This window comes from Roseateles sp. NT4, from assembly GCF_051857475.1.
Classification (GTDB): domain Bacteria; phylum Pseudomonadota; class Gammaproteobacteria; order Burkholderiales; family Burkholderiaceae_C; genus Pelomonas.
Genome location: NZ_JBPZGZ010000004.1, coordinates 137,344 through 159,480, shown reverse-complemented (window position 1 = coordinate 159,480; position 22,137 = coordinate 137,344). Strand labels below are relative to the sequence as shown.

Annotated in this window: 19 protein-coding genes; 10 read left to right on the top strand and 9 right to left on the bottom strand. The window is 65.5% G+C overall.

What is annotated here, in order from left to right:
* Window positions 1–12: 12 nt before the first annotated feature.
* From ACS5PN_RS23935 to ACS5PN_RS23915, 5 genes are all read right to left on the bottom strand, one after another.
* Window positions 13–690 carry a DUF502 domain-containing protein gene (locus ACS5PN_RS23935; RefSeq protein ID WP_439466534.1) on the bottom strand — a complete coding sequence of 226 codons (678 nt, stop codon included), beginning with the start codon at window positions 688–690 and terminating at the stop codon, window positions 13–15.
* A gap of 11 nt (window positions 691–701) precedes the next feature.
* Complete coding sequence (locus ACS5PN_RS23930; RefSeq protein WP_439466533.1) at window positions 702–1,001, bottom strand: FmdB family zinc ribbon protein; 300 nt, start codon at window positions 999–1,001, stop codon at window positions 702–704.
* Between the two features lie 53 nt (window positions 1,002–1,054).
* Window positions 1,055–2,518 carry a sodium:solute symporter family protein gene (locus ACS5PN_RS23925; RefSeq protein WP_439466532.1) on the bottom strand — a complete coding sequence of 488 codons (1,464 nt, stop codon included), beginning with the start codon at window positions 2,516–2,518 and terminating at the stop codon, window positions 1,055–1,057.
* A 77-nt stretch (window positions 2,519–2,595) separates the two neighbouring features.
* Window positions 2,596–4,158, bottom strand: coding sequence for a ubiquinone biosynthesis regulatory protein kinase UbiB (gene ubiB, locus ACS5PN_RS23920; RefSeq protein ID WP_439466531.1), 1,563 nt, complete (start codon window positions 4,156–4,158; stop codon window positions 2,596–2,598).
* Window positions 4,155–4,682 (bottom strand): hypothetical protein, encoded by a 528-nt coding sequence (locus tag ACS5PN_RS23915; RefSeq protein ID WP_439466530.1) that lies wholly within the window; start codon window positions 4,680–4,682, stop codon window positions 4,155–4,157. Before ACS5PN_RS23915 ends, ubiB begins: the two co-directional genes overlap by 4 nt.
* Window positions 4,683–4,835: 153 nt before the next feature.
* Here ACS5PN_RS23915 and ACS5PN_RS23910 point away from each other — a divergent pair, with 153 nt between their 5' ends.
* The 8 genes from ACS5PN_RS23910 to rfbC are packed head-to-tail and all read left to right on the top strand — an operon-like array spanning window position 4,836 to window position 13,321.
* A complete protein-coding gene (locus ACS5PN_RS23910) occupies window positions 4,836–6,224 on the top strand; it encodes an undecaprenyl-phosphate glucose phosphotransferase (protein WP_439466529.1) in 1,389 nt (462 codons plus the stop codon).
* The gene (locus tag ACS5PN_RS23905; protein WP_439466528.1) at window positions 6,214–7,458 is read left to right on the top strand and encodes a hypothetical protein; all 1,245 of its coding nucleotides are present in this window, start codon (window positions 6,214–6,216) and stop codon (window positions 7,456–7,458) included. Before ACS5PN_RS23910 ends, ACS5PN_RS23905 begins: the two co-directional genes overlap by 11 nt.
* Window positions 7,458–8,477, top strand: coding sequence for a UDP-glucose 4-epimerase GalE (gene galE, locus ACS5PN_RS23900; protein ID WP_439466527.1), 1,020 nt, complete (start codon window positions 7,458–7,460; stop codon window positions 8,475–8,477). Before ACS5PN_RS23905 ends, galE begins: the two co-directional genes overlap by 1 nt.
* Before the next feature lie 16 nt (window positions 8,478–8,493).
* Window positions 8,494–9,927: a mannose-1-phosphate guanylyltransferase/mannose-6-phosphate isomerase gene (locus ACS5PN_RS23895; RefSeq protein WP_439466526.1), complete on the top strand. Its 1,434-nt coding sequence runs from the start codon at window positions 8,494–8,496 to the stop codon at window positions 9,925–9,927.
* The gene (gene rfbB / locus ACS5PN_RS23890) at window positions 9,924–10,982 is read left to right on the top strand and encodes a dTDP-glucose 4,6-dehydratase (RefSeq protein WP_439466525.1); all 1,059 of its coding nucleotides are present in this window, start codon (window positions 9,924–9,926) and stop codon (window positions 10,980–10,982) included. Before ACS5PN_RS23895 ends, rfbB begins: the two co-directional genes overlap by 4 nt.
* Entirely contained in the window at window positions 10,979–11,860 is an 882-nt protein-coding gene (gene rfbD, locus ACS5PN_RS23885) for a dTDP-4-dehydrorhamnose reductase (protein ID WP_439466524.1), read from the top strand. The genes rfbB and rfbD overlap by 4 nt, the downstream gene beginning before the upstream one ends.
* 23 nt (window positions 11,861–11,883) lie before the next feature.
* Window positions 11,884–12,768 (top strand): glucose-1-phosphate thymidylyltransferase RfbA, encoded by an 885-nt coding sequence (rfbA, locus tag ACS5PN_RS23880; protein WP_439466523.1) that lies wholly within the window; start codon window positions 11,884–11,886, stop codon window positions 12,766–12,768.
* A gap of 1 nt (window position 12,769) precedes the next feature.
* Window positions 12,770–13,321 carry a dTDP-4-dehydrorhamnose 3,5-epimerase gene (rfbC, locus tag ACS5PN_RS23875; protein ID WP_439466522.1) on the top strand — a complete coding sequence of 184 codons (552 nt, stop codon included), beginning with the start codon at window positions 12,770–12,772 and terminating at the stop codon, window positions 13,319–13,321.
* 60 nt (window positions 13,322–13,381) lie between these two features.
* On the opposite strand, the gene ACS5PN_RS23870 is transcribed toward rfbC, so the two are convergent.
* From ACS5PN_RS23870 to ACS5PN_RS23860, 3 genes are all read right to left on the bottom strand, one after another.
* Window positions 13,382–14,473 (bottom strand): sugar phosphate nucleotidyltransferase, encoded by a 1,092-nt coding sequence (locus ACS5PN_RS23870; protein ID WP_439466521.1) that lies wholly within the window; start codon window positions 14,471–14,473, stop codon window positions 13,382–13,384.
* Between the two features lie 84 nt (window positions 14,474–14,557).
* A complete protein-coding gene (locus tag ACS5PN_RS23865) occupies window positions 14,558–15,883 on the bottom strand; it encodes a UDP-glucose dehydrogenase family protein (RefSeq protein WP_439466520.1) in 1,326 nt (441 codons plus the stop codon).
* Window positions 15,884–16,035: 152 nt separating this feature from the next.
* Window positions 16,036–17,043 carry an NAD-dependent epimerase gene (locus ACS5PN_RS23860; protein ID WP_439466519.1) on the bottom strand — a complete coding sequence of 336 codons (1,008 nt, stop codon included), beginning with the start codon at window positions 17,041–17,043 and terminating at the stop codon, window positions 16,036–16,038.
* A gap of 254 nt (window positions 17,044–17,297) precedes the next feature.
* Here ACS5PN_RS23860 and ACS5PN_RS23855 point away from each other — a divergent pair, with 254 nt between their 5' ends.
* Both ACS5PN_RS23855 and ACS5PN_RS23850 read left to right on the top strand, forming a co-directional pair.
* On the top strand, window positions 17,298–19,562 hold the full coding sequence (locus tag ACS5PN_RS23855; protein ID WP_439466922.1) for a DUF1800 family protein: 2,265 nt from the start codon (window positions 17,298–17,300) through the stop codon (window positions 19,560–19,562).
* Window positions 19,563–19,567: 5 nt separating this feature from the next.
* Window positions 19,568–20,995 carry a DUF1501 domain-containing protein gene (locus ACS5PN_RS23850; protein ID WP_439466518.1) on the top strand — a complete coding sequence of 476 codons (1,428 nt, stop codon included), beginning with the start codon at window positions 19,568–19,570 and terminating at the stop codon, window positions 20,993–20,995.
* An 18-nt stretch (window positions 20,996–21,013) separates the two neighbouring features.
* Here the strand turns inward: ACS5PN_RS23850 and ACS5PN_RS23845 are convergent, their stop codons facing one another.
* Window positions 21,014–22,132 (bottom strand): DUF1972 domain-containing protein, encoded by a 1,119-nt coding sequence (locus ACS5PN_RS23845; protein ID WP_439466517.1) that lies wholly within the window; start codon window positions 22,130–22,132, stop codon window positions 21,014–21,016.
* Window positions 22,133–22,137: the final 5 nt, after the last annotated feature.

The window sequence follows — 22,137 nt, the reverse complement described above, 5'->3', positions numbered from 1 at the left end:
CTGCCGGGGCGCTCAACCCTGCAGATTTCGATTGCCTTCGACGGCCAGGTCGGGCTCGCCCGGGTGCGGCAGCGGCGCGACCGTGCCCATGGAGATGATGTATTTCAGCGCCTCGTCCACCGTCATGTGCAGGGGCTTGACGTCGGCCCGCGGCATGATGAGGAAGAAGCCCGAGGTGGGGTTGGGCGTCGTCGGCACATAGAGGCTGACGTGCTCCTGCTCCAGGTGGCAGGCCACCTCGCCGCTGGGCGTGCCGGTGACGAAGGCGATGGTCCAGGAGCCGGCGCGCGGGTACTGCACCAGCACGGCTTCGCGGAAGGCGTTGCCGCTGCTGGAAAACAGCGTGTCCGACACCTGCTTGACCGAGCTGTAGATGCTCTTGACGATGGGGATGTGGGACATCAGCCGGTCCCACTGCGTCAGCAGCCACTGGCCGAAGATGTTGGCGACGAACACGCCGGTGGCCAGCAGGCCGCCAGCCAGGATGACCAGGCCCAGGCCGGGCACGTGCTGCAGGCCGAGGATGCCGGCGCGCCAGGCGCCGGGCATGACCAGGGCCAGGGCCGTCAACAGGGAGCCGAAGACACCGTTGACGACGTCCAGCACCTGGGCCAGCACCCAGATGGTGATGGCCAGCGGCAGCCAGACCAGCAGGCCGGCGACCAGGTATTTGCGAAGTGAGGCGCCCACGAAAGGTCCGGTCAGTGGCAGGCGCAGGAGCCGCCGCAGGGGGTGGAGGACGAAGCGGAGGAAGCCTCGGTCTTGGGCGCGTCGGGCTTGGCGGCCTCGCCGGCCGGCGCCGGAGCCGCAGCGGTGGAGCCGCCACGGAAGTCGGTCTGGTACCAGCCGGAGCCCTTCAGCTGGAAGCCGGCGGCGGTGATCTGCTTGGAAAAGCTCTCTGCCGAGCAGGCCGGGCAGGTGGTCAGCGGCGCGTCGGACAGCTTTTGCAGCACGTCCTTGGCGTGGCCACAGGCGCTGCAGCGGTAGGCATAAATCGGCATGGTGGGCTCGTCAGAGGCGAAAAGCCCATGATTTTAAGGGATGCCGGCCAGAATCAGGAATGCGGCTGCAGATGATGGCTGACGTGCTCTTGGCGATTGGTCAGGATCTGCGGCATCAGCGACCCGACAATCATGCCGGCCAGGGCTGCCAGCAGGCCGGCCAGCTGGCCCGGGAAGCGCTCGCCCCAGGTGGTGACCTGAGGGAAGAAAGCCACCCAGACGGCGATGCCGGCAAAGATGGAGAACACGGCGCCCTGGGTGGTCGCGCGCTTCCAGTACAGGCCGAAGACCAGCGGCACGAAGGCGGCCACCAACGTCACCTGGTAGGCCGCGCTGACGAGGTCGTAGATGGACGTGCCCTGCAGTGCGATGGCGTAGGCCAGCACGGCGAATGCGAAGATGACCAGGGTCACGCGCATGGCGACCAGGGACTGCTTGTCGCTCATGCCGGGGCGGATCTGCTTGAGGATGTTCTCGACGAAGCTGGTCGTCGGCGCCAGCAGCGTGGCGGACGAGGTGCTTTTGATGGCCGAAAGCAGCGCACCGAAGAACAGGATCTGCATCAGCAGCGGCATATGGCCCAGCACGAAGCTGGGCAGCACGCGCTGGTAGTCGTTCTGGGCCAGTTCCAGCGCCTTGTCGCCCATGACGGCCACGGCGGCCAGCACGATGAACATGGGCACGAAGGCGAAGGCGATGTAGCTGAAGCCGCCGATCATGGCGCCGCGCTTGGCCGTCTTGGCGTCCTTGGCCGACATGACGCGCTGGAAGACGTCCTGCTGCGGGATGGAGCCCAGCATCATGGTCAGGCCCGAGCCGAGGAACATGGCCATCTCAGTGAAGGTCGGGTTGGGCAGGAAGCGGCCCAGGTCCCGTGTCTTGGCCAGGTCCAGCACCTTGCCGGCGCCGCCAGCCAGGTCGGCCGCGAAGACGGCGATGATGCCCAGGCCGAAGACCAGCACGATCATCTGGATGAAGTCGGTCCAGGCCACGGCCAGGAAGCCGCCGATGACGACATAGACCAACACGGCCAGCAGGCCGACGATCATGCCGGTCTGCGGGCTCATGGCGCCGTCGGTCAGGATGTTGAAGACCAGGCCCAGGGCCGTGACCTGGGCGGCCACCCAGCCCAGATAGCTCAGGATGATGGCCAGCGAGCAGAACACCTCGACGCCCTTGCCGAAGCGCTGGCGGTAGAAATCGCCGATGGTCAGCAGGTTCATGCGGTACAGACGCGCCGCAAAGAAGGCGCCCACCAGCACCAGGCAGAAGCCGGCGCCAAAGGGGTCCTCGACGACGGCGCCCAAGCCGCCTTGCACGAACTTGGCCGGAAGGCCCATGACGGTCTCGGCGCCGAACCAGGTCGCAAAAGTCGTCGTGACAACCATGATCAGCGGCAGGCTGCGGCCGGCGACGGCGAAGTCGGCGGTGTTCTTGACCCGCGTGCCCGCCCAGACGCCAATGCCCAGGGTGCCGAGCAGATAGAGCACGACGAAGACGATGAGCGTGGTGTTCATGGGCGTGGAGCGGGTAGGACCGAAAAACGGCGCGGATTATGAAGGCGGCACCGCCTGGAAGCCCTAGGGAGTGGAACTTAGAGCGTCAGGCCCAGAAAGCGCACCGTCAGCCAGGCCGCGGCCACGCCGAGGGCAAAGCCCGCCGCACCCCAGAGCAGGCCGGACAGCAAGCGGTTGGTGCGACGCAATTCCCGCACCAGGGCGGTCATGTCGCTGTCGCCGCCGTGCTTGGCCTGGTTCTTCAGCGCGTCGTGCAGCAGGCGCGGCAGTTCGGGGATCAGCTGGGCGAAGCGCGGCGCCTCCTTCTGCAGCTGCTTGGCGAGAGCCGGCCAGCCGACCTGCTCGTTCATCCAGCGCTCCAGGAACGGCTTGGCCGTGGCCCAGAGGTCGAGTTCGGGGTCGAGCTGGCGGCCCAGGCCTTCGACGTTCAGCAGCGTCTTCTGCAGCAGCACCAGCTGGGGCTGGATCTCGACGTTGAAGCGGCGCGAGGTCTGGAACAGGCGCATCAGCACCTGGCCCAGCGAGATGTCCTTCAGCGGCCGGTCGAAATGAGGCTCGCAGACGGCACGCACGGCACTTTCCAGCGCATCGACCCGGGTCTCGGGCGGCACCCAGCCGGATGCGATGTGCAGCTCGGCCACGCGCTTGTAGTCGCGCTGGAAGAAGGCGATGAAGTTCTGTGCGAGGTAGTCCTTGTCCACCTCGGTCAGCGTGCCCATGATGCCGAAATCCAGCGCCACATAGCGGCCGAAGGTCTCGGGCGCCAGGCTGACCTGGATATTGCCCGGGTGCATGTCGGCATGGAAGAAGCCGTCGCGAAACACCTGGGTGAAGAAGATGGTCACGCCGTCGCGGGCCAGCTTGGGGATGTCAATGCCGGCGGCTTCCAGCGCAGGTCGGTGCGAGATCGGCACACCCTTCATGCGCTCCATGACGATGACCTCGGGACTGCACAGGTCCCAATGCATCTCGGGCACCAGCACCAGGTCCAGGCCTTCCATGTTGCGGCGCAGCTGGGCGGCGTTGGCGGCCTCGCGCACCAGGTCCAGCTCGTCGTGCAGATAGGTGTCGAACTCGGCGACGACCTCGCGCGGCTTCAGGCGCCGGCCATCGGACGAGAAACGCTCGATCCAGACGGCCAGCTGGCGCATCAGCGACAGATCATCGTCGATGACGTCCAGCATGCCCGGCCGCAGCACCTTGACGGCGACCTCGCGGCCGTCCTTCAGCGTCGCGAAATGGACCTGCGCGATGCTGGCGCTGGCCACCGGCTCGGCGTCGAAAGTGGCGAACAGCTCCTCCAGCGGCCGGCCGAAGGCCCGTTCGACCATCTCACGCGACAGCGCAGCCGGGAACGGAGGCACGCGGTCCTGGAGCTTGGCCAGCTCCAGGGAGACATCCAGCGGCAGCAGGTCGCGCCGCGTCGACAGCACCTGGCCGAACTTCACAAAAATGGGGCCCAGGCGCTCCAAGGCGAGGCGCAGCCGCTCGCCGCGGGGCTGCTGCCAGCGCCGACCCAGCCGGGTGAGCCGCCTCAGCAGTTGGAAACGCCGGCGCTGCAGGCCCGACAGGGCCAGATCATCGAGACCGAAGCGCCAGACTGTCCACAGGATGACCAGCAGCCGGGAGACAAACCTCATGCGCCGCTCGCGGGAGCCATGCGCGCGGCCACGCCCGACAAGGTCCGCCGCAGCGTGCGGCCGAACTGCGCCAGCTGCCGAGCCGGAAGCGGCCCGACGATGCCGGCCAGGTCGTCCTCGATGTCCCAGCGCAGGTTGTCCATCAGCCAGTGCATCTCGCCGGCAAAGGCGGCGTCGCCCTGCACGCTGACGGTGGGCGCCTCACCCGTGAGGGTGCCCAGGGCCAGCTTGGCGGGGTTGGAGGCGTCGATCTCGATGCGCAGGCCGCCAGCGCCCTGCGATGGTGCATCCAGCCGCTCGAACAGGCCGGCAGGTGTGACACCCAGTATCAAATCAGGGGCGGCTGGCAACAGCGACGGCCAGCCCGCCAGATGCACAACTAGGCTGCGCCCGGCCAGCGGCTTCAGGCGCTGGGCCGCAATGGGCTCGCGTGACACCACATGGTTAATCAGCAGGACCAGGCGGTCCTGTAGGGCCGGCATCAACAGCGGCGTGATGGACGGCAAGGGAGGCAGGGGGGGCATGGACCAGGACGCAGACATACACAAGATTGTAGGCAGCGGACCATGAACAAGGGACGTGGGCGGTCCGTCTGTCAAATTTGTTGATAGAGAATCCCTGATCGTTTTCCCGCCCCCTACCTCCCACCCCCCCGGGGGGCAACCGCATTAGCCACGATGTTTGAGGACCGCAGCTACAAAAGGACGTTCTATAGCGCACCGCAGTCGGTCGAGTCCCTGATCGCCGCTTTTCTCGAGCCCGGCATCATCGTTCTGACGTTCCTGATCGTGAACGGCCACTTCGACGAGCCGGTGCTGCGCCCGGCCCTGACGCTGTGCCTGCTCGTCTTCGCCCTCACCTTCCCCGGTCGCAACCGCTTTGGCGACCACCCGGCCAGCGCCCTCGTGGACGTGCTGTCCTCGTGGCTGGTGCTGCTGGGCATCCTGCTGCTGTGCGGCTATGCGACCAACAGCCTGCACTATTTCGAGGACGAGGTGCTGCTGTGGTGGGCCGTCATTACACCTGTCATGCAGATCGCCGCCATCGAGACCGGCCGGCGCATCCAGCTGTGGCGGGCCCGCGACCCGAGCGCCAGGCGCACGGCCGTCGTGGTCGGCGCCGGCCCGCTGGGCCATAAGGTCGCGCGCGCGCTGCGTGAATCCCAGGGCGTCATCTGCCTGGGCTATTTCGACGACCGCGCCCCGGAGCGCCTGCACCCCGAGGCGGGCGCCTCCATCCTCGGTACCCTGGCCCAGCTGAGCGAGTTCGTGCGCGACAAGGGCGTGCGCGAGGTCTACATCACGCTGCCACTGGGCTCCCAGCCGCGCATCGTCGAGCTGCTGGAGCAGGTCCAGGGCACCACGGCCTCGCTGTTCTTCGTGCCCGACGTGTTCGGCATCAGCATCATCCAGGGCCGCCTGCAGGACATCTCCGGCGTGCCCGTCGTCGGCATCTGCGAGACGCCCTTCACCGGCACCAACCAACTGATCAAGCGCGTCAGCGACATCGTGCTGGCCTCGCTGATCCTGATCCTGATCTCGCCTATCCTGCTCGCCCTGGCCATCGGCGTGAAGCTCAGCTCACCCGGCCCCGTCATCTTCAGGCAGAAGCGCAACGGCCTGGATGGCGAGGAAATCGTCGTCTACAAGTTCCGCTCCATGCGGACGCAGGACAACGGCCCGGTGGTCAAGCAGGCCACCAAGGGCGACGCGCGCATCACGCCCTTCGGCGCCTTTATCCGCCGCACCTCGCTGGACGAGCTGCCGCAGTTCGTCAATGTGCTGCAGGGCCGCATGAGCATCGTCGGCCCCCGCCCCCATGCGGTCGCGCACAACGAGGAATACCGCAAGCTGATCAAGGCCTACATGGTTCGCCACAAGGTCAAGCCCGGCATCACCGGCTGGGCCCAGGTCAATGGCCTGCGTGGCGAAACCGACACCATCGACAAGATGGTGGCACGCGTCGAATACGATTTGGAATACCTGCGCAACTGGTCGCTGGCCCTCGATCTGCAGATCATCCTGCGCACCGTGCGGCTGGTGGTCTTCGATCGCCATGCCTATTAAGACTCCCCGCAACTGCCGCCTTTCGGCGCTCACGCCGCTGATCGTCGCCCTTGCGATGGCCCAGTCCGCGCATGCCCAGACCGACGACACGACACCCTTCTACGTCGGCGGCTCGTTCGGCGCGACGCATGTCTCCAATGTGTACCGGCAGTCGAGCGCCACCAACAATGACCGGGTGACCAGCGTCGGCCTGCTCGGCGGCATCGATGAAAAGCTCGGTCGTCAACATCTGACGCTGGACGGTTCGGCGCAGGACAACCGGTACTCGCTGAACCGTGACCTGAACAACCTGTCCTATTCGCTCCGCGGCGCGCTGAACTGGCAGACGGTCGGTGATCTGTCGGGCGTGCTCAGCGCCAAGTCGGATCGATCTCTTGCCGACTTCAATATCGGCAGCGGCGTCGATCCGATTCTCAAGAAGAACATCGAGCGGGAAGATGCTTATCAGGCCTTGGCACGCCTGGGTGTCGCCACGCGATACACGCTTGAGGCGAGTTGGTCCTACCGCCGCCGGGATTTCACCGCGCCGGAATACGACCGCTTCGCCTTCCATCAAAACTCGAGCTCTGTTGGCATCTATGCCACGCCGGCAGGCAGCCTTAGGCTCGGCTTGTCTGCCAGGCATACCAAGGGCACGACTCCGCGCTATCCGGTCGGCCTGGCGCTCGATACCAACCTGCAGTTCGTGGTCATCTCCGCGCCCAATGACTACACCCGCAACGACATCGACTTCACCACAAGGTGGAGCACCGGGGGCCGAAGCGCACTCAACACGCGGATCAGCCGCAGCAGTACCAAGAACAGCCTGGACAACAAGCTCCGGGATTTCGACAGCACGACCGGCTCCATTGGCTGGGACTGGCAGCCCACGGCCAAGTTGCAGTTGAATATGCAGTACGCCCGTGATACCGGCCAGGAAACCCTGATCAGCGCGCCGGATCTGAACCGCGTCTACACCACCGAACAACTGAGCGCCACCTACGCGCTCACGGCCAAACTCAACCTGAACGCCAAGGCGAGCCGCAATCACGGCACCCGCACCAGCGCGACAGGGGCCGTCGTGCCGGACGCATTGGACGACTTCAAAACCTACAGCCTCGGCATGCGCTGGTCCTACTCGCGCGGCATCAGCCTCGGCTGCCAATACGACCACGCCGATCGCAACAACAGCGTGCCGCAATACGTCTACAGCGCCAGCAGCTATGGCTGCACCGCACAAGCCCTCTTTTTCTGATGATCACCGTCCTGCTCACCGGTGCGGCCGGCTATATCGCATCACATACCTGGCTGGCCCTGCAGAGTGCCGGCTACCGCGTTGTCGGCGTCGACAACTTTTCCAACAGTTCTCCGGCGGTCCTGGAACGCCTGGCCGAACTCGCCAGCGCGCCCATCGAGTTCGAGCGCGCCGACGTCTGCGACGCAGCCGCCCTGGACGAGATCTTCGGCAGCTATCGCCCGGCTGCCGTTGTGCATTTCGCTGCCTACAAGGCCGTGGGCGAATCGGTCAGCCAGCCGCTGGCCTATTACCGCAACAACCTGGGTGGCCTCGTCAACACCTGCGAGGTCATGAAGCGCCACGGCTGCATGCGCATGGTGTTCAGCTCCAGCGCCACGGTCTACGGCGCGCCGGAAAAACTGCCGCTGCGCGAGGACGCACCGACCTCGTCGACCAACCCCTACGGTGCCACCAAGCTGATGGGCGAGCAGATCCTGCGCGATCTCGGCGTCGCTGATTCCGTCTGGCAGACCGCCTGCCTGCGCTATTTCAACCCGGTAGGCGCTCATCAGAGTGGCCGCATCGGCGAAGACCCGCGCGGCACGCCTAACAATCTGATGCCCTATGTGGCCCAGGTGGCCGTCGGCCGCCGCCCCAAGTTGTCCGTCTTCGGCGACGACTATCCGACGCCTGACGGCACTGGGGTGCGTGACTACATCCATGTCGAAGATCTGGCCGAAGGCCATGTCGCAGCGCTGCGATGGCTGCTTTCCAACACCGGCTCCCTGACCGTCAACCTGGGCACCGGACAGGGCTACAGCGTGCTCGACTTGGTTCACGCCTACGAAAAGGCCAGCGGTCGCAACGTGCCGTACGAGATCGTGCCACGACGTGCAGGCGACATCGCGGCCTGCTGGGCCGATCCGTCATTGGCTCGCCACTTGCTTGGCTGGGAAGCCAAACTGGACCTTGCCCGCATGTGCGAAGACAGCTGGCGCTGGCAACACGACAATCCCCACGGATTCAAACCTGCCTGACACCGGCACTACAACAATGATCCAGGTCCAACCCGTCATCATGGCCGGCGGCTCCGGCACGCGCCTGTGGCCGCTGTCGCGCGCGGGCTATCCCAAGCAATTCCTGGTGCTGTCGGGCAACGAAAGCCTGTTCCAGCTTGCCGCGCGCCGCCTGGCGGCGCTGGCCTCCTCCGAGTTCGAACTGGCCGGCCCCTGCATCGTCGGCAACGAGGAGCACCGCTTCCTCGTGCTGGACCAGCTGCGCGAGACCCGCCTCGAGCCCACCAGCGTGCTGTTGGAACCCATGGGCCGCAACACGGCCCCGGCGCTGACGCTGGCCGCCCTGGCCGCCCTGGAAGGCGGCAACGACCCCGTCCTCGTCGTCACGCCGGCCGACCAGACCGTCACCAACGCCGCCGCCTTCACCGCCGCGCTGCAGGACGCCGTGCGCATCGCCGCCGAGGGCAGCATCGCCATCCTCGGCATCACGCCGGACCGGCCCGAGACCGGCTACGGCTATATCCGCACGTCGGCGGATGCCGCGGGCCTCGCGGTCGCGCAATTCGTCGAGAAGCCCAACCTCGAAACCGCCCAGCGCTACCTGGCCGAAGGCGGCTACTACTGGAACAGCGGCATGTTCGTGCTGCGCGCCAGCGTCTGGATGAAGGCCCTGGAGCGCTTGCGCCCCGACATCGCCACGGCCACGCGCACGGCCTGGGACGCCCGCAAGACCGACGCCAAATTCGTGCGCCCCGGCAAGGCCGAGTTCGCCGCCGTGCCGAGCGAGTCGGTCGACTACGCCGTCATGGAGCGCTGCCCCGGCGGCGACATCCCGCTGCGCATGGTCGCCCTGGACGCCGGCTGGAACGACCTCGGCGCCTGGGAAGCCGTCTGGCAAGTGGCCGACAAGGACGCGGATGGCAACGCCTTCGTCGGCGACGCGCTGATCGCCGACAGCAAGAACACCCTGGTGCACGCCACCAGCCGCTTGGTCGGCGTCGTCGGCCTGACCGACATCGTCGTCGTCGAGACGGCCGATGCCGTGCTCGTCAGCGACCGCTCGCGCAGCCAGGAGGTCAAGCAGATCGTCAATCGCCTGGGCGCAGAGCAGCGCGGCGAGCACGCCCTGCATCGCAAGGTGCACCGCCCCTGGGGCTGGTACGACAGCATCGACTCGGGCGAGCGCTTCCAGGTCAAGCGCATCATGGTCAAGCCCGGTGCCTCGCTGAGCCTGCAAATGCACCACCACCGCGCGGAGCACTGGATCGTCGTCAGCGGCACGGCCGAGATCGTCAACGGCGACAAGACCATCCTGCTGACCGAGAACCAGTCCACCTACATCCCGCTGGGCCAGACCCACCGCCTGGCCAACCCGGGCAAGGTGCCGCTCGAGATCATCGAGGTCCAGTCCGGCTCCTATTTGGGCGAGGACGACATCGTCCGCTTCGAAGACACCTACGGAAGAACATGACCATCCTCGTTACCGGCGGCGCCGGCTTCATCGGCAGCAACTTCGTGTTGGACTGGCTGCGCCAGTCAGACGAGACCGTCATCAACCTCGATGTGTTGACCTATGCGGGCAACCCCGAGAACTTCGCGTCGCTGGAAGGCGATGCCCGCCATGTCTTCGTCAAGGGCGACATCTGCGACCGCGGCCTGATTGATCAGTTGCTGGCCAAGCACCAGCCGCGGGCCATCGTGCACTTTGCGGCCGAGAGCCATGTCGACCGCTCCATCCACGGTCCCGGTGCCTTCATGAAGACGAATGTCGACGGCACCTTCACGCTGCTGGAAGCCACGCGCGCCTACTGGAGCAGCCTGGCGGATGACGCCAAGGCGGCCTTCCGCTTCCACCATGTCTCGACCGACGAGGTCTACGGTTCGCTGAAGGCCGATGACCCGCCCTTCGCCGAAACCAACCCCTACGAGCCCAACAGCCCCTACTCGGCCAGCAAGGCCGCCAGCGACCACCTCGTGCGCGCCTGGCACCACACCTATGGCCTGCCGGTCGTCACGACCAACTGCTCCAACAACTACGGCCCCTATCACTTCCCCGAGAAGCTGATCCCGCTGATGATCGTCAACGCCCTCGCGGGCAAGCCCCTGCCCGTCTACGGCGACGGCCAGCAGATCCGCGACTGGCTCTACGTGACCGACCACTGCAGCGGCATCCGTGCAGTGCTGGCCGGCGGCAAGCTCGGCGAGACCTACAACATCGGCGGCTGGAACGAGAAGGCCAACATCGACATCGTCAAGACGGTGTGCGCCCTGCTCGACGAACTCAAGCCCTCGGCTGAAGGCCCCTACGCGCGCCTCATCACCTATGTGAAGGACCGCCCGGGCCACGACCGCCGCTATGCCATCGACGCGCGCAAGATCGAGCGCGAACTCGGCTGGCGCCCCGCCGAAACCTTCGAGACCGGCATCCGCAAGACGGTGCAGTGGTATCTCGACCATCCCGAATGGGTCGCCCGCGTGCAGAGCGGCGCCTACAAGGACTGGGTCGCCAAGCAGTACACGCCATGAAGATCCTGTTGCTGGGCAAGGGCGGCCAGGTCGGCTGGGAGCTGCAGCGCTCGCTGGCCGTGGCCGGCGAAGTCGTCGCGATGGACCATGACGACGGCGGCGACTTCACGCAGCCCGACGCGCTGCTGGCGAAGGTCCAAGCCATTGCTCCTCAAGTCATCGTCAATGCCGCGGCCCACACGGCCGTGGACAAGGCCGAGAGCGAGCCCGAGCTGGCGCGCCAGATCAACGCCACCACGCCGGCCCTGCTGGCCATCGAGGCCAAACGCCTGGGCGCGCTGCTGGTGCACTACTCGACCGACTACGTTTTCGACGGCAGCGGCAGCCAGGCACGTGACGAGGAGGCTCCCATCGCCCCCTTGAGCGTCTACGGCAGCACCAAGGCCGAGGGCGAGGACGCCATCCGCGCCAGCGGCTGCCAGCACCTCATCCTGCGTACCAGCTGGGTCTATGCGGCCCGCGGCGGCAACTTCGCCAAGACCATGCTGCGCCTGGCCGCCGAGCGCGAGCAGCTCAAGGTCATCGCCGACCAGATCGGCGCCCCCACCGGTGCCGACCTGCTCGCCGACCTGACAACCCACATGCTGCGCGCCGCACGCGTGAACCCGGCCCTCACCGGCACCTATCACGCGGTCGCCGGCGGCGAAACCAGCTGGCATGACTACGCCCGCTTCGTCATCGAATTCGCACGGGACCGCGGCAGCGTCATCAAGGTGGCACCGGAACAGATCCTGCCGATCCCGACCAGCGACTACCCGACGCCGGCCCGGCGTCCGCTGAACTCACGCCTGTCCACGGCCAAGCTGCAGCAGCGCTTCGGCCTGAACCTGCCGCACTGGCAGCAGGGCGTCGAGCGCATGCTGACCGAAATCCTTTGATCGACATCCACCGAGGTTCCCCGATGAAAAACCGCAAGGGCATCATCCTCGCCGGCGGCTCCGGCACGCGCCTACACCCGGCCACGCTGGCCGTCAGCAAGCAGCTGCTGCCCGTCTACGACAAGCCCATGGTCTATTACCCGCTGAGCACGCTGATGCTGGCGGGCATCCGGGACATCCTGCTCATCAGCACGCCTCAGGACACGCCGCGCTTCGAATCCCTGCTCGGCGACGGCTCGCGCTGGGGCCTGAACATCAGCTACTGCGTGCAGCCCAGCCCCGATGGCCTGGCCCAGGCCTTCATCCTGGGCCGTGAGTTCGTCGATGGCCACCCCAGCGCCCTGGTGCTGGGCGACAACATCTTCTACGGCCACGATTTCGCCGGCCTGCTGAGCAGCGCGACTTCGCGCGACAGCGGCGCCAGCGTGTTCGCTTATCACGTGACCGATCCCGAGCGCTACGGCGTCGTCGATTTCGATGCCACGCAACGTGCCCTCAGCATCGAGGAAAAGCCCAAGGCGCCCAAGAGCAACTACGCCGTCACGGGCCTGTACTTCTACGACGAGCAGGTCTGCGACATCGCCGCCAACATCAAGCCAAGCCCGCGCGGCGAGCTGGAGATCACCGACGTCAACGCCCAGTACCTGCGCCAGGGCGAACTCAACGTCGAGATCATGGGCCGCGGCTATGCCTGGCTGGACACCGGCACCCACGACAGCCTGATGGAAGCCGGCCAGTTCATCGCCACGCTCGAAAAGCGCCAAGGCCTGAAGGTCGCCTGCCCCGAGGAAATCGCCTTCCGCGCCGGCTGGATCGATGCCGCCCAGCTTGAAGCCCTCGCCAAGCCGCTGGCCAAGAACGGCTACGGCCAATACCTGCTCAAACTCCTGACCGACCGCGCCTTCTGACATGAACGTCATTCCCACCGCCCTGCCCGAAGTCCTGCTCATCGAGCCCAAGGTTTTCGGCGACGCCCGCGGCTTCTTCATGGAGAGCTGGAACGAGGCACGCTTCAACGAGGCGCTGGGCCGTGACGTCCACTTCGTGCAGGACAACCACTCGCGCTCCTCGCGCGGCGTGCTGCGCGGCCTGCACTACCAGCTGCATCCCCACGCCCAAGGCAAGCTGGTGCGTTGCGTCACCGGCTCGGTGTTCGACGTCGCCGTCGACATGCGCCGCTCCAGCGCCAACTTCGGCCGCTGGGTGGGCTATGAACTGTCGGCCGAGAATCAGCGCCAGCTGTGGATCCCGCCCGGCTTTGCCCACGGCTTCGTCGTCACCAGCGAAACCGCCGACTTCCTCTACAAGACCAGCGGCCGCTACGCGCCCGAGTGCGAGGGCGCCGTGCGCTGGGACGACCCGACCATCAGCATCGCCTGGCCACTGGGCGACATCACGCCGCAGCTGTCGGCCAAGGACGTGGCTGCCCCGCTGCTGGCCGACGCCAGGACTTTCGACTGAGCGCCCGAAGCGCATCGAAGGGACGGCAGCGCCCAGGCACTGCCGCGCCACCCGCGTCTCTCAGGCGCGCGCATCACCCCATCGCAACGGCGTGACTTCATCGCCGACGTAGCTGGTGTGGCCGCTGCGATCCACGCAGTACTGCGGCGAAATGATCATCTCCCGCACCGTCATGCCTTCGCCGATCCGGGTGTGTTCCATCAACACCGACTTTTCGACGACCGAGCCGGCGCGCAGGTGGGAGCCGTGACCAATCCACGTCGGACCGATGACGCGCGCGCCAGGCTCGATGCGCACGTTGGAGCCGATATACACCGGTCCTTCGATATGCACCTTGTCCCAGTTCACCGAGGTGTTCAAACCCACACGCACCTGGGGGCGCACCTCGCGCCCCGGCATGTCCATCTGCGCCACGCCACCGGTCATGACCTGCTGCGTGACGGCCCAGTAGTCCGTCACGCGACCGATGTCGATCCAGTTGAACGGCCGGTTCTGGGCAAAGAAGGGCAGGCCCTTCTCCACCAGCAACGGGAAAAGCTGGCTGCCGATGTCGAACTCGACGCCTGAAGGGATCAGGTCGAGCACTGCGGGTTCGAAGATATAGATGCCGGTCGAAGCCAGCGTGCTCTTGGCGTCTTCAGGCTTGGGTTTTTCCTGGAAAGAGGTCACCCGGCCATCGGCATCGGCGACGACGATGCCGTAGTTCTTCGTCTGGTCGCGCGGCACCTCGAGAGTAACCACGCTGGCGATGGCACCCTTGGCCTTGTGCTCGGCAAGTGCTGCGGCGATGTCGAGATCAATGACAGCGTCGCCACAGAGCACGATGAAGGTCTCGTCGAAGAAACCGCCAAAGTCCTGGATCTTGCGCATGCCGCCTGCCGACCCGACAGGCTTGCAGACCACCTCGCCCTGCTCGCGAACGCCTTCGTAGGAATAGCCGAGCTCAACGCCCCAGCGATGCCCCGATCCGAAGTAATTCTCGATCTTCCAGTGCATGAAGGCTACGTTGACCATGATCTGCTTGACGTCATATCGCGCCAGATGCTCGACCAGGTATTCCATGACCGGCTTGCCGAGGATGGGCACCATCGGCTTGGGCGTGTGCTTGGTCAACGGGCGCACCCGAGTCCCCTGGCCTGCGGCCAGGATCATTGCTTTTGCCATACTGCTTCCCTAACTCATTGACGGGTGAGCATAGACAAGCAAACAGCACGCCCGCCGCACCAAGTTAGGGGGTCAGCTGCGACCAATGCCCTCGTACACGATGCCCAAGGTCTTCATCAGCCGGGGGTCGTAAAGATTGCGGCCATCCAGGACCACCGGCGTCTTCAATGCCGATTTGACGGCATCGAAGTCCGGTGTGCGGAACTCCTTCCACTCGGTCACGATCAGCAGCGCATCGGCGCCCTGGATCGCATCCTCGGCGCGCTTGACCAGCCTCACGTCGTCACGCGGGCCCAGCACGCGCGCCGCCTCGGGCATGGCGATGGGGTCGTAGGCCACCACGATGGCGCCGCGCCGGGTCAGTTCGTCGATGATGGCCAGCGAGGGTGCCTCGCGCATGTCATCGGTGTTCGGCTTGAAGGCCAGGCCCCACAGCGCGAAGCGCCGCCCCTTCAGGTCTGCACCAAAACGCGCCACGACCTTGTCGACCAGCACGCGCTTCTGGCGCTCGTTGGCCTCTTCCACGGCCGTCAGCACCTTCAGCGGGATGCCGTTGTCCGCCGCCGTCTTGACCAGCGCCTTGACGTCCTTGGGGAAGCAGGAGCCGCCATAGCCCGCCCCGGCATACAGGAACTGGTAGCCGATGCGCGGATCGGAGCCGATGCCGCGGCGCACCAGTTCGATGTCGGCGCCCAACTTTTCGGCCAGCAAGGCCAGCTCGTTCATGAAGCTGATGCGCGTGGCCAGCATCGCGTTGGCTGCGTACTTGGTGAACTCGGCACTGCGCACATCCATGATCAGCATGCGGTCCTGGGTGCGGTTGAAGGGCGAGTAGATGGCCCGCATCAGCAGCGTGGCCTGCTCGTCGTCAGAGCCGACGATGATGCGGTCGGGCTTCATGAAGTCTTCGACCGCCGCGCCCTCCTTCAGGAACTCGGGGTTGGAGACGACGGCGTAGGCCATGTCGCCCCGCCCGCGCTTCTCCAGCTCCTCCTGGATCGCGGCGCGCACCTTGTCGGCCGTGCCGACGGGCACCGTGCTCTTGTCGACGATGACCTTGTAGTCGGTCATGCGCTGGCCGATCGAGCGCGCAGCGGCCACCACGTACTGCAGGTCGGCCGAGCCGTCCTCGTCGGGCGGCGTGCCCACGCCCACGAACAGCAGGGTGCCGTGGTGCACCGCGTGGTCCACGTCCGTCGTGAACTGCAAGCGGCCGGCCGCGACGTTCCGGCGCACCACCTCCAGCAGCCCCGGCTCGTGAATGGGGATCTCGCCCTCGTTGAGGGTGCGGATCTTGTCCGGGTTCACGTCCAGGCAGACCACGTGGTTGCCCATCTCGGCCAGGCAGGCGCCCGTGACCAAACCCACATAACCCGTGCCGATGGCGGTGACTTTCATGCCGTGTCTCGTTCAGTGCGGTAACGGCGTTGTAATGACCGAACGTGACAGGCTTGTTGAAGCCTCGGCCCGCCGACACGGCCGTGGGCCCTTCAAAAAAATGACATGAAAAAAGCCGCCCGAAGGCGGCTTGTGTCGGGCGCGGCCCGCGCTCAGACCTTGTAGTAGTCGCGGTACCAGGCCACGAAGCGCTGGATGCCCTCGGGCACCGGCATGGCGGGGCGGAAATCCGTCCAGGCTGCCAATTCCTCGACGTCGGCGTGCGTGGCGGGCACGTCGCCGTCCTGCAGGGGCATGAAGTTCTTCGTCGCCTCGCGGCCCACCGACTTCTCGATGGCCTCGATGAAGCTCATCAGCTGGATGGGCGCGTGGTTGCCGATGTTGAAGACCCGATATGGTGCACTGGAGCGCGCCGGATCGGCCTTGGCGGGGTCGTAGTCGGGATCGGCCGTGGCGGTGCGGTCCAGCACGCGCACGACGCCTTCGGCGATGTCATCGACATAGGTGAAGTCGCGAATCATCTTGCCGTGATTGAACACGTTGATGGGCCGCCCTTCGATGATGGCCTTGGTGAACAGGAAGAGGGCCATGTCCGGCCGGCCCCAGGGGCCATAGACCGTGAAGAAGCGCAGGCCCGTCGTCGGCAACCCAAAAAGGTGCGAATACGTGTGGGCCATCAGCTCGTTGGCCTTCTTGGTGGCCGCGTAGAGGCTGATGGGGTGGTCGACGCTGTGATGCTCCGAGAAGGGCATCAGCGTGTTGCCGCCGTAGACGCTGGAGCTGGACGCGTAGGCCAGATGCTGCACGCCGGTGTGGCGGCAGCCTTCCAGGATGTTGGTGAAACCGACGATGTTGCTGTCGATGTAGGCGTGCGGGTTCTCGATGGAATAGCGCACGCCGGCCTGGGCTGCCAGATGCACCACGCGGTCGAAGCGCTGCTCGGCAAATAGCTTGGCAATGCCTTCGCGGTCGGCCACGTCCATCTGTACGAAGCTGAAACCCGGCTTGGGCGTCAGGCGCGCAAGGCGGTCGTGCTTGAGCTGAGGGCTGTAGTAGTCGTTCAGATTGTCCAGACCCACGACCTGGTCACCACGTGCCAGCAGGATCTGGCTGACATGCATGCCGATGAAGCCGGCTGCGCCGGTGACGAGAACCTTCACGCTAATTTCCTATGCTGCCCGATACAGCCTGCCATTGTCCTATACGTGATGGATTCAACGGCAGCAGCGCAGATGAGGAAAGCATCACTAACGCTGCCTACGTGTCGCGGTGTAACCGATTTTGAGGGCGTGATGGCATTCACGACGGCGCCCAGTTAGCCCAATTCAAAAGTATCGTCAACCACCTACATTGGGAGGGTCGGACTAACCCCCCATTCAGCCGCCAACTCCGATGGCGCACACCGTTGTATCTCGTGCTCCAACCTATGTATTTCCCTCTCAACGCCTCGCGCCCGGTCCTCGCTGCCATCACTGTCGCCATCGCCGCCGCCTTGACTGGCTGCGGCGGCGGCGGCGGATCGGCGACACCCACACAGCCAGCATCGAACTCTGCTGCGACGACTCAGGGGCCCAACGGGGCAACAGCCAGCGTCGCCGGCAATGAGCCGTCCAACGTGGTCATTTCAACGCCCGACGCTGAGGCGAGACCCCTGGTGAAGGAGATGGCGGCAGTGCAAGCCGAGCCGCCCTCATTGACGATTCGTGCCAGGGCCGATGTTTCCGCCGGCGTCGGCGCCATGATGACCCTGCGCATCGATGGTCAAGTCATTGGCACCGTCGAGGTGAAGTCGACGACGCTCGACGACTACAAGTTCAGCGCCGCCACCCTGAAAGGTGGCTCCAAGGTCGACATCGTCTTCACCAACGACGCTGTCAGCGGCGCCGACCGCAACCTGCACATCGCTTACCTCAGCGATGGCGTCACCACCATCCTGCCGACCACCACCGGCGCGATCGTCGACCGCGGCGCCCGCAACGCGGCCTTCGACGGCGTGGACACGTCTCCCGGCCAGAGCGGCCTCTTCTTCGACAGTGCATTGCGCCTGACCTGGCCGACGGTTGCGGCCGACGGCCAATGGAGCAACAAGATCGACGCCGTCCGCTTCCTGCAGCAGGCCACCTTCGGCCCGACGACCGAAGACATCACCAAGGTCGTCAACAACGGCTACGCGAGCTGGATTTCCACGCAGCAGGCGCTGCCCTATTCGCGCGACTTCTTCAACCACGTCCAGGCCAAATACGCGCAGGGCAATGCGTACCGCCCATACGGCGCGAACTACACGCAGATGTGGGTAGCCCAGAAATTCTGGGAGCGTGCCGCCCGCGCGCCTGACCAACTGCGCCAGCGCGTCGCGTTCGCGTTGCACCAAATCTTCATGGTGTCACAGGTCGACCTGAACCTGTACGCCCATGCCCGTGCCTATGCGCAATACGTCGACCTGCTCCACAAGGACTCGTTCGGCAACTACCGCACGTTGCTCGAAGACATGGCCCTCACGCCGGCGATGGGCATCTACCTCGCCCACATGCGCAACCGCAAGGAAGACGCCGCGACCGGCCGCATGCCCGACGAGAACTTCGCCCGGGAAGTGATGCAGCTGTTCTCCATTGGCCTTTACGAGCTGAACAACGACGGCACGGTCAAGAAGGATGCCAACGGCAACCCCATCGAGACCTACACAACCGCTGACGTCATGGCAATGGCGAAGGTATTCACCGGCTGGAGCTGGGCGTACCCCGACGCACAACTGACCGAGAGCGTTTTCCGCTTCAGCGCGCCCAGTGTGACCGCGACCAACGACATGCAGATCGATTTTCTGCCGATGAAGGCTTACGCCAGCCAGCACTCCACCGCCGAGAAGAAGCTCTTCAGCGGCAAGGCCTGGGCAACCACGATTCCGGCGGGCGGCAGCGCACAGTCGGACTTGAAGACAGCACTGGATGCTCTCTTCAACCATCCCAACGTCGGCCCGTTCATCGGCCGCCAGCTGATCCAGCGCCTGGTCACCAGCGATCCCAGCCCGGCCTACGTCGGCCGAGTCGCCAGCGTGTTCAACGACAACGGTCAGGGCGTGCGCGGCGATCTCGGCGCGGTGGTCAAGGCCATCTTGCTGGACCCGGAAGCCCGCAACACCCCGCCCGCCAATTTTGGCAAGCTGCGCGAGCCCGTGCTCCGCGTCACGCACTGGATGCGTGCGCTTGGTGCCCAGTCGGCAAGCGGGGAATATCTGATGCAGGAGAACGGCGAAGCTCAGGGTCAGCGTGCGCTGGCCTCACCTTCGGTCTTCAACTACTTCCGGCCCGGATATGTGCCGCCGAACACGACGTTCAGCGCACGCGGCGCCACGGCACCTGAATTCCAGATCATCAATGAGTCCACCGTCGCCGCCTGGCTGAACAGTGCTGAATTCATGGTGATCGGCGGCCTCGGCACGAACGGCGACATCTCCAACACTTATGCGACGCAGATCGCCATGGCGGGATACAACAACCAGGCAGCGCTTCTGGACCATCTGAACCTGATGCTTCTCGATGGCCGGATGACGTCGACCTTGCGCCAGCAGATCCTGGACATGACGTCGCAGATCAGCCTCACGACGGAAAACGGTGCCCAGCGCCGTGCGCAGATTGCGCTGTTCCTTACGCTCGCTTCCCCTGAATACATCTACCAGAACTGATTGCCATGGCTACCAACACCTCACGACGAGCCTTCCTTGCAGCTGCGGGCGGTCTGGCCGCCACTGGCCTGGGCCGATTCAGCACACCTCTGGCCATGAACCTGGCGGGGCTCGGTGCGCTGGCCGCTGGCCAAGCTTCGGCAGCAACGACCAACGATGGCTACAAGGCCCTGGTGTGCCTTTTCATGCAGGGCGGCAACGACAGCCACAACTGGATCGTGCCGACTGACAGTACCAACTACGCCGCCTACACCGCAGCGCGTCGCGAACTCGCGATTCCACTCAACAAGCTGCAGGCGATGAGCACGCCCGGCCAAGCAGCCGGCCGCACGTTCGGGATGCCGCAGGAACTGGCGCCACTGCTCGCGCTATACGAAGCCGGCAAATGCGCTGCCGTTGCCAACGTGGGCACCTTGATCCGGCCGGTCACGAAGAGCGAGGCCGTCGCGGGCGTCGGCCTGCCGACGAAGCTCTACTCCCACAACGACCAGCAAGCGATGTGGCAATCGCTCCAGCCGGAAGGCGCACCCACTGGCTGGGGCGGCCGCATGGGCGACCTGCTGATGTCCGCCAACCAGCAGCCCGTCTTCACGGCCATCTCGACCAGCGGCAACGCTGTGTTCCTGAGCGGCTCGAAGGTCACGCAATACCAGCTCGGCCTGGATGGCCCGGTACTCATCAACCCCGCAGAGGCTGGCACGCATGCGGGCAGCGCTTTGGTGCCTGGGGCCTTGAAGAGCATGCTGAGCACCACCAGCAGCCCCAACGAGTTCCAGGCGGAATACCTGAAGGTCGTCCAGCGCTCGCTCGCAACCGGCAGCACGCTGAAGTCTGCGCTCTCCTCCACGAGCATCCCGGCGCTGCCCAACGTCATCGTGACATTGCCGGACGGCACAACCCTCAATCTCGCCACCGACTCGCTGGCCAAGCAACTCCGCGTGGTGGCACAGATGATCGCCGCCGCGCCCCGCCTGGGCATGCAGCGTCAGGTGTTCATGGTGAACGTCAGCGGGTTCGACGCACACGCCTACCAGATGCGCGATCAGCCGATGATGATGGCGCGCGTCGCCCAATCCATCAGCTGGTTCATGAGTGCGCTGCAAGGTGTCGGCATGACCAACAACGTGACGCTCTTCACCGCCAGTGACTTCGGCCGCACGCTCGTCAGCAACGGCGACGGGTCAGATCACGGCTGGGGCAGCCACCACTTCGTTCTTGGCGGCGCCGTCAAGGGCAAGCAAATCCTTGGCGATTTTCCGATCACGGCGGTGGGCTCCGCGACCGACGTCGGCTCCGGCCGGATGATGCCCACCACGAGCGTCACTTCACTCGCAAGCATGCTCGGCGGATGGATGGGCCTAAGCGTGGCAGAGCGACAGCTCGTGCTGCCCAACCTGTCCAACTTTGGCGCAGGGCCCGCGATCTTCGGATGAGCGAACGCTGGTCGAGGCTCACGCCCCCTTCGGCAGCCAGCTTTCCAGCAGACGCTCGTACTGGCCGAGGATCTGTGGCCACGTCAGGCCGGCTTCATAGCGTCCCACTGAGGCCGCCTGCATGCGCGGCAGCCGCTCGGGGTCGGCGAGCGCGGCCGTCAACACCTCGTTGAATCCATCGGCACCGCTGAAATACAGCGCCTCCGGACCGGCAACCCAGCGGTTGAACCGGTTGTCGTGAGCAATCACGGCGTTGCCCGCTCCCAGCGCCTCCACGAGCGACGGATTGGTGCCGCCGACCTGATGGCCGTGGACATAGGCAGCGCTGTGGAAACGCAGCGCCTGCACCACTGGCTTGTCATAGATGGCGCCCAGGAAGCGCACCTCTGGGCCGGCCGCGGCCTTGACGGCCCGGTGATAGGCGTTCGCCTCGTTGTAATTGCCCAGCACCGCCAGCTGCAACCCGCGCGGCCGCTTGGAAAAGCCGCTCACGACCTCCAGTATGGAGTTTTCCGGCTCCGGACGAGCCACCAGTGTCAGGTATCGCCGCGGCACTAGGTCCAGTGCGCGTACGGCATCGTCGGGCATGCTGGAGACACGGTCCGCACCGTAGGCGATGGTGGTGATCTTGTCGGCGCGCACCCGCGAGCTGAGGTGGACCTTGATCTCGGGATGGTCGGCCACCAGATGGTTGCCCAGCCAGCACCCTGCCCAGTCGTTCAGCCAGAACCACGTCTTGGCGACCGGGCCCCATTTCGCCCGGGACCATTCGATGCCATCCATGTTGATGACGTTGGGCACGCCCTTCAGGCGCAACAGCGCGCAGAAGATCGCGGTGTTGTAGCCAAGCGTGAGGCACAGGTCGCGGTGCTGCGACGCGTGCACTGTCGCCTTCCAATCGAAGACGATCGTGCTCTTGGCGCCATCGCCCTTCACGGGAATGCGCACGCGCTCCACGCCCTCCCATGTGTCCTGGAAGACGGGGCCATCACCCTCCTCCTGGCAATAGACGACGACGCGCCACCCCTGGCGGACCAGATGCAGCGCCAGGTACTCGGCAAAGGTCTCAAAGCCGCCATGGGCGGCGGGCACTCCTCGTGTGCCCAGGATGCGCAGCGTAGATTTCTTCGATTGCATTTCTG